This is a genomic window from Microcoleus sp. D2_18a_D3 (assembly GCF_036702455.1).
Taxonomy (GTDB): domain Bacteria; phylum Cyanobacteriota; class Cyanobacteriia; order Cyanobacteriales; family Microcoleaceae; genus Microcoleus.
Map to the genome: position 1 here is coordinate 1 of NZ_JAUBTK010000163.1, position 6,275 is coordinate 6,275.

At 46.6% G+C, this 6,275-nt stretch carries 8 protein-coding genes and 1 tRNA gene; 2 read left to right on the plus strand and 7 right to left on the minus strand.

Features of this window, described 5'->3' with window-relative positions; genetic code table 11:
• Positions 1-59 precede the first annotated feature (59 nt).
• The 5 genes from QUB06_RS33725 to QUB06_RS33745 form a co-directional block, all read right to left on the minus strand.
• Positions 60-410, minus strand: a complete 351-nt coding sequence (locus QUB06_RS33725; protein ID WP_333439099.1) for a hypothetical protein — start codon at positions 408-410, stop codon at positions 60-62.
• Positions 411-591: 181 nt separating this feature from the next.
• Positions 592-819, minus strand: coding sequence for an indolepyruvate ferredoxin oxidoreductase subunit alpha (locus tag QUB06_RS33730; protein ID WP_006635695.1), 228 nt, complete (start codon positions 817-819; stop codon positions 592-594).
• A gap of 144 nt (positions 820-963) precedes the next feature.
• Entirely contained in the window at positions 964-2,199 is a 1,236-nt protein-coding gene (locus QUB06_RS33735; protein WP_333439100.1) for an ATP phosphoribosyltransferase regulatory subunit, read from the minus strand.
• A gap of 470 nt (positions 2,200-2,669) precedes the next feature.
• Positions 2,670-3,569 (minus strand): tetratricopeptide repeat protein, encoded by a 900-nt coding sequence (locus QUB06_RS33740; protein WP_333439102.1) that lies wholly within the window; start codon positions 3,567-3,569, stop codon positions 2,670-2,672.
• A 101-nt stretch (positions 3,570-3,670) separates the two neighbouring features.
• Positions 3,671-4,486: an inositol monophosphatase family protein gene (locus QUB06_RS33745; protein ID WP_333439104.1), complete on the minus strand. Its 816-nt coding sequence runs from the start codon at positions 4,484-4,486 to the stop codon at positions 3,671-3,673.
• Between QUB06_RS33745 and QUB06_RS33750 the strand changes: the two genes are divergently transcribed.
• The gene (locus QUB06_RS33750) at positions 4,472-4,603 is read left to right on the plus strand and encodes a hypothetical protein (protein WP_333439106.1); all 132 of its coding nucleotides are present in this window, start codon (positions 4,472-4,474) and stop codon (positions 4,601-4,603) included. The genes QUB06_RS33745 and QUB06_RS33750 overlap by 15 nt on opposite strands.
• 84 nt (positions 4,604-4,687) lie before the next feature.
• Here QUB06_RS33750 and QUB06_RS33755 read toward each other — a convergent pair whose 3' ends face one another.
• Positions 4,688-5,203 (minus strand): thermonuclease family protein, encoded by a 516-nt coding sequence (locus QUB06_RS33755; RefSeq protein ID WP_333439108.1) that lies wholly within the window; start codon positions 5,201-5,203, stop codon positions 4,688-4,690.
• A gap of 34 nt (positions 5,204-5,237) precedes the next feature.
• Entirely contained in the window at positions 5,238-5,606 is a 369-nt protein-coding gene (locus QUB06_RS33760) for a 2Fe-2S iron-sulfur cluster-binding protein (protein ID WP_333439110.1), read from the minus strand.
• A 214-nt stretch (positions 5,607-5,820) separates the two neighbouring features.
• Between QUB06_RS33760 and QUB06_RS33765 the strand changes: the two genes are divergently transcribed.
• Positions 5,821-5,905: transfer RNA gene (locus QUB06_RS33765), tRNA-Ser, on the plus strand.
• The last annotated feature ends 370 nt before the right edge of the window (positions 5,906-6,275 follow it).

Genomic DNA, 6,275 nt, shown 5'->3' on the forward strand with positions numbered 1-6,275 from the left:
TATTGTCATCTGCCTCATACCATAATAAAAGTAATCTTTCAAGTACACCTTATACCAAATTAGATGCTCTTACCCTGGACTTCTGCAAGTAAACCTAAACAGTAACACTCATCTGCTTGGGCACCCCGTCTCACAGCTTCGCGGCGAAATGTAGCACTTCCGTAACCGTTGAGATTAATTAGCCTTTCAACCGCATAGGTTTCTATCAACCTGGCAATAATTTTTTTGAGCCTTTCGTGTTCTGGCGAAGTCGTCATGATAATTTCTAACGTTCCTTCCAAGTAAGTCATCCTGGGGAATTCATCGACAAACATATCAGAAAGCTGCTCGTATTGCTCCCAACTCACATCATATAAAATAATGCGTTGTTCGGTAGCCGGTTCGAGAGTTTTTGGATCTAAAAGTAACATAATTAATTACCTCACTTAGATATCTAAAAGTTAGATTTTTCAAATATTTCTCACCCTTCTTCTCTGTGTCCTCTGCGCCCTCTGCGGTTCATAAAAAAGTTACTGTAGGGTGCGCTCTTGGCGCGCACCTTACCCCTTAGTTAAGGTAGCTATCTAGCCCTCAATTGCAATCAAGTTGCAATTAAGAGGGAGTTTGCTGCAACTCAGGCCGCTCATCTGGAACGATCGCACCTTCGACCGGACACACCTGCAAGCAGATGCCACAGTCAATGCAGGTATCAAAATCAATCCAAAACCAATCAGTACCCTTGACATTTTTGCCGGGGCCGGGATGAATACAAGCAACCGGACAAGCGCCAACGCAATCCGCAATTCCCTCGCAAATATTCGTAACAATAGTGTGTGCCATAGTGTTCTCTCAAAACATTTTAGGTAGATAGGGAATTAGCAATTAGCAATTGGCAAAACCTTCTATCAATCAGCAGGATACATAATATCATATCGGGTGATTTTTAACCAATTACCAACTACTAATTACCAATTACCAATTAGCCTAATTTACCGTTTCAATTGTGGGCAATCCTTCGGCATTTACCCAAGCAATTTGAGCAATTCGTCGATCGCGCGCGTATTCCCGCGCCGACTCTGCTGTCTCCCGACTCTCCAAATCTATTTCCACCCGAACTAGGTGAGTAGAGTCTCGGAGTTTGCGAGCGTAAGCAAACGCGGCTGCACTAGCTTCAGGAGTTTGAGGCACAACCAACCAGTCGCTAGCTGGCGTCTGGCTGGGCAATTGCCCCTCTGTCAGCAACACTTGGTGCAAATCTTCAATATTCAGACAAAACCCGATGCCAGGGGAATTTTGCCCTTGCGGATCGAACAGTCCCAACAGTTGGTCGTAGCGTCCCCCTTGTCCTAAAACTCGCTGTCCTGTCTTGCTGCTGCTGACAACTTCAAACACAATTCCAGTGTAGTAGTCAAAGGTTTGAATTAAACTCAAATCGAGGTGAATGTGGGATTTTAGATTGGGAATTTTTGACTGGCATTGGTGCAGCAATTCGATCGCAGATTTGAGATTATTTAACGCGGCTTGCTGCGGCAAATCTAAATCCAGCTTGGCAACAATTGGCAACACCTCTTCTGGGCGGCCGCGCAAGTCAAATAACAGCAGAGCTCTTTCTCGCAATTCGGTTGACAGCGGCAAAGTTTCCAAGGCAATTCGATCGAGATTGGCGATCGCCCCCCGAACTTTCTGGCGCACGTTTGGCGGAAACGGTTCTAGCAATCTTGCAGTCAAGCCCGCTTCTCCCAAAACCAAATGCCACTCATCAATTTCCAAGCTCTGCAAGCACTCAGACAGCAGCAGCAGCACTTCTGCATCCGCAACCGTCCCCCCCGCGCCGAGGAGCTCTACGCCAGCTTGATAGAACTCCTGTTGCCCGCCTGAGCCAGTATCTGGGCCTTTGCGGAACACGTTGGCGTTGTAGTAGAGGCGCTGAGGCTGCCAGCGAGTCCCCGCCATCCGCATTGCAGCCGCCCGGGCGATGGATGCTGTCAATTCCGGCCGCAAACCAAGTTCTCCATCCTCGGCGTCTTGCAGTTGAATTAAGGTCGATCGGTCGATCGCGCCCCCAGCCATCAATGTCTCCAGCCTTTCTAGAGTAGAGGTAATAATCCGGTGGTAGCCCCAGCGGTGAAAAACCTGCTGTAAGCGCCGTTCGATCGAAATTTTTTGAGCAACGTCAAGGGGCAATAAATCTCTTGCACCGGATGGGGGTTGGTGAACCATATCAATTTTAGATTTTAGACTTTAGAAGATTTTAGATTGGGCTTAGAAGCTTAGCTTTATGGACGGTGTTAAAGTCTAACGAGGCAAGCTTAACATTTGACTTTAACAAATTAAGGTGTCATATCAATTTTAGATTTTAGATTTTAGATTTTAGATTTTAGATTTTAGGTGGGGCCTATAAGCTTAGCTTTAGGGGACGGTGTTAAAGTCGAAGCAGGCAAGCTTAATCTTCGACTTTAACAAATGAAGGCGTGATAGCGTTTTGGTTTGCATGGGAATCATTTTCCCCGTCAGTGCGATCGTCCCGCTCTTTCTAGATCACCCGATCTCGCGGGACGATCGCACTGACGGTATAATTTCGATGTCACCGGATTTGATCTCACCAAGTCTTGATTGTTTTGATCGATCTCACTCCACTGCTGTGCAGTTCACCATTTTCTCAAAATTCAAGACTCACACATCACAACTTCTCACTTCTTCTTCCCGCCAAACAAACTTGCAAAAAATCCTGGTTTCTCGTCACCTTTTTTTGCCTTTGCGGCAGCTTGTTCCAGCTTTTTCTTAACTTCCAAAGCCGTCGGTTCTTCAGGATTTGATGCCAAAGCTTTGTTCATCTCAATTTTTGCCATTGTGGCTTGATTTTGTTCAAGGTAACACATTGCTAACAAAGCGTGGGCATGGCTGTGTTTCGGATCGCGTTTCACCGCTTCTTTCAACTCTAAAATTGCTTTGGCGTAACTTTTGCTGTCCATGAATCCTTGAGCTCGGCGGCAATAGGCTTCGGTCTGCGAGTCTGTTGGGGTTGGGGTTGGGGTTGGGGTTGGGGTTGGGGTTGGGGTTGGAGTTGGGGTTGGGGTTGGGGTTGGGGGTGGTGGCGGGGTTGCAATGCCTTGGCGCTCTTTTCGCAGCAAATAAACCATGTTAAGTTCGCTAATTTGATTAATCGCCTCTTGCGTTTCCTTAACTGATTCGTACTGCTTGAGAGCGAGTTTGCTAACTGCTGTTTTGTAAGCTTCTTCCCAATCTTTAGCGGTAACTAACTGTTTGGCTGCTTCGCTTTCAATTTGCATTTTCGCCTGTTCTTTCGCGACGCGCTTGGCGATGGCTGCTAATAGCAGGCTGTATTCTTTGCGATCGCTTTCCTTGGAAAATTTGTTGTAAGCCGGATTGACTACTTTTGACAAAAATTGGTTAGCCCAATCTTTATCGGCTTGGCTTTCAAAAGAGCAAGTATCCGAATGCAACCGGCGGGCGATTTTCATGTAGCGCTTGCGGATGTCGTTAAACTCGGCGTCTAAGGGAATTCCCAAAATTGCGTGCTGATCTGTAAAGTCGTACTTGAACAGCCCTTTTGTCATTTCAAAAGACATAACTTTTACTCTTCCTTTCCTGGCTTTTCACTATTCTTTAATGTAGCTTGAGTCAAGGGGTTGTGACCCCCGTACTACCCCCGATCTATTGCTGGGAGGCGCTACTTCCAAGAAGATAAGGGAGGAACTGCTAGCAGTGCGCTGCTGAGTTCGGCGTGTATTTTGCCGTTTGTGGCCAAAATCCGACCCGAGTTCATCTCAAAGGCACTACCGTCATAAGCTGTAATTTGACCTCCGGCTTCGGAGACGATTACTACACCTGCTGCTACGTCCCAAGGGGCCAGTCCCCGTTCCCAGTATCCGTCCGATCGCCCCATCGCCAGGTGTGCGAGGTCTAGGGATGCGGAACCGCTGCGCCGCACGCCTTGGGTGAGGTGGGTGAGGTGACAGAATTCGGCATAGTTATTGTCTGCTGTTTCGCGCCGATCGTATGCAAAGCCAGTGACTAGCAAGCTGGTTCTCAATTCTGAGATTTGGGAAACTTCGATCGGCGAACGGTTGCAGGTTGCTCCCAATCCTTTGCCTGCCCGAAACAATTCATTATGAAAAGGGTCGTAAATTACTCCAATTTGTGGTATGCCGTCGATTAAAAGTCCGATCGACACGGCCCAAAAAGGATATTGGTGAGCATAATTTGTTGTGCCGTCCAAAGGGTCGATCGCCCACAGGTATTTGCTGCTGGCATCTCCTAATTTGCCGGATTCTTCGGCGAGGATGGCGTGGTCAGGTACGTGGCGACTCAGAATTTCTAAGATAACCGCTTCTGAGGCTTTGTCGGCTTCTGTGACTAAATCGCCCGATCGGCCTTTTTCTTGAATTTTTTCTAATTTTCCGCAGAAAGATTTCAGGACGGAACCGGCGGCTAGGGCTGCTTCAGTGGCTATTTCTAAGAAGTTTTGCAGTTGATTGTCAGTCATTTGTTAGTTGTTATAACGGAAGGAAGAAGGAAGAAGGAAGAAGGAAGAAGGAAGAAGGAAGAAGGAAGAAGGAAGAGGGAAGAGGGAAGAATGAAATCATTGCTCATTAGTTGTTAGTTATAACTGAGGAGTTTTTATTCATTGACTAAGGACTAATGACTAATGACTAATGACTAAGGACTAATGACTAATGACTACTGACTATTTCCGATTTTGCTGGCGAAATTCTGCGGGAGTTTGGCGCAAAGCTCGTTCTGGATTCCACAGGCCTTTACCCATGAGTCTCGCCCATTCTTGAGCGTTCACGAGTCGCTGCTGGTATTTGGTGTTGGGCGATCGCACTGAGGCCAGGGCATAACCTTCTTTGACTAGCTGTTCGTTGAGCAAATTTTTATCTTGCCACAAGTAGGCTAGTTTGCGATCGAACTGGTCTTTCTGTTCGATGTCGGATTCTAACAATACCTGTTTTCCCCTAGTTAGCTGTTCTAGTCTTTGTTTGGCTGCTTCTCCCCAAGGCTGCTGTTTTAAATCCGGTGCATCAATACCAATCAGCCTGATTTGTTCTAATAAGGCTATTTTGTCGGCTGTACTGATAACTTCGATTGTTTGGCCGCTGATGGCCCTTTCTACTTTGGCGATCGTACCTTGGGGCATTTCTGGTTTTTGGCAGCTAGCTAACAACAGACAAAGGGCGATCGCACATAACCGATAAAGCATGGATAATTGGTAGTTGATAATTTATCAAGTTGCCTCACTCTTCATCCAACGGCAAACCGGCTTTAACTTTACCTTTGCCGAAGTAACGGCCGAATTGCAGTTCGTACACTTCGTCTTCGTCTTGTGTCTCTACCTCAATGTTGGAACGGGGATAGCTGACGCACAGCAGGGCATAACCTTCTTTTTGCAGTTCCACAGAAAGCCCCATTGCTTCTGGCTGGTGCAGTTCCCCCGAATGGACGCGCACCGCACAGGCGGTACAAGCGCCGTTGCGACAGGAAAAGGGCAATTCTACTCCTTGGTTTTCCGCGCTTTGGAGGATGTAGCGGTCTTCGGGTACTCGCACGGTGTGGCGATCGCCTGTCTGTCTGTTATGAATTTTAATTGTGTAAGAGTTAGTCATGGAATTTTAGATTTTAGATTTTAGATTTTAGATTGGGGTTGGCGGGGCAAGATCCTTGAAATGAATGGGTTTGCGACCCAGAGAGGAGAACCCAAGCCTGCCTGTTTCACACCCTACCCATATTAAACAGCAAATTTATGCCGTTACCCCTTCCCAAATCAGATTTGTTCTGCTAAGATAGTTTAGCTGTGGCTAAATGAATGAATTTAGCCCTGGAGAGGTGGCCGAGCGGTTGAAGGCGCACGCCTGGAAAGTGTGTTTAGGGCAACTTAACGAGGGTTCGAATCCCTCCCTCTCCGTTAAACAAGCTGTTTAGGCAAAAAAAACAGCTTGCAAACAAAATCTCTGATATGAGATAAATATTTTGATTAGAGCGAGATCCCTTGAATTCTTTTAGAAAAATCAAGGGATCTCGCTTTTCAATGTTTGAGTGTCAATTAGGGCGATCGCGCCGAGAATAAACGCCCCGATATGATGCCAATAGTAGAAAACCATAGTGACCTACACCAATCGCCACCGTTTGCAGCAAAGCGTCGCTTTCTGCTGGCTCAATTGCTGTTTGAATGTCAGTCTGGGAATTTTAGATTTTAAATTTTATAGGACTTACGCATTGACAAAATAACCAAATAGTGCATTGATAAAGAGGGAACGTCTACTAACGGGTATCAG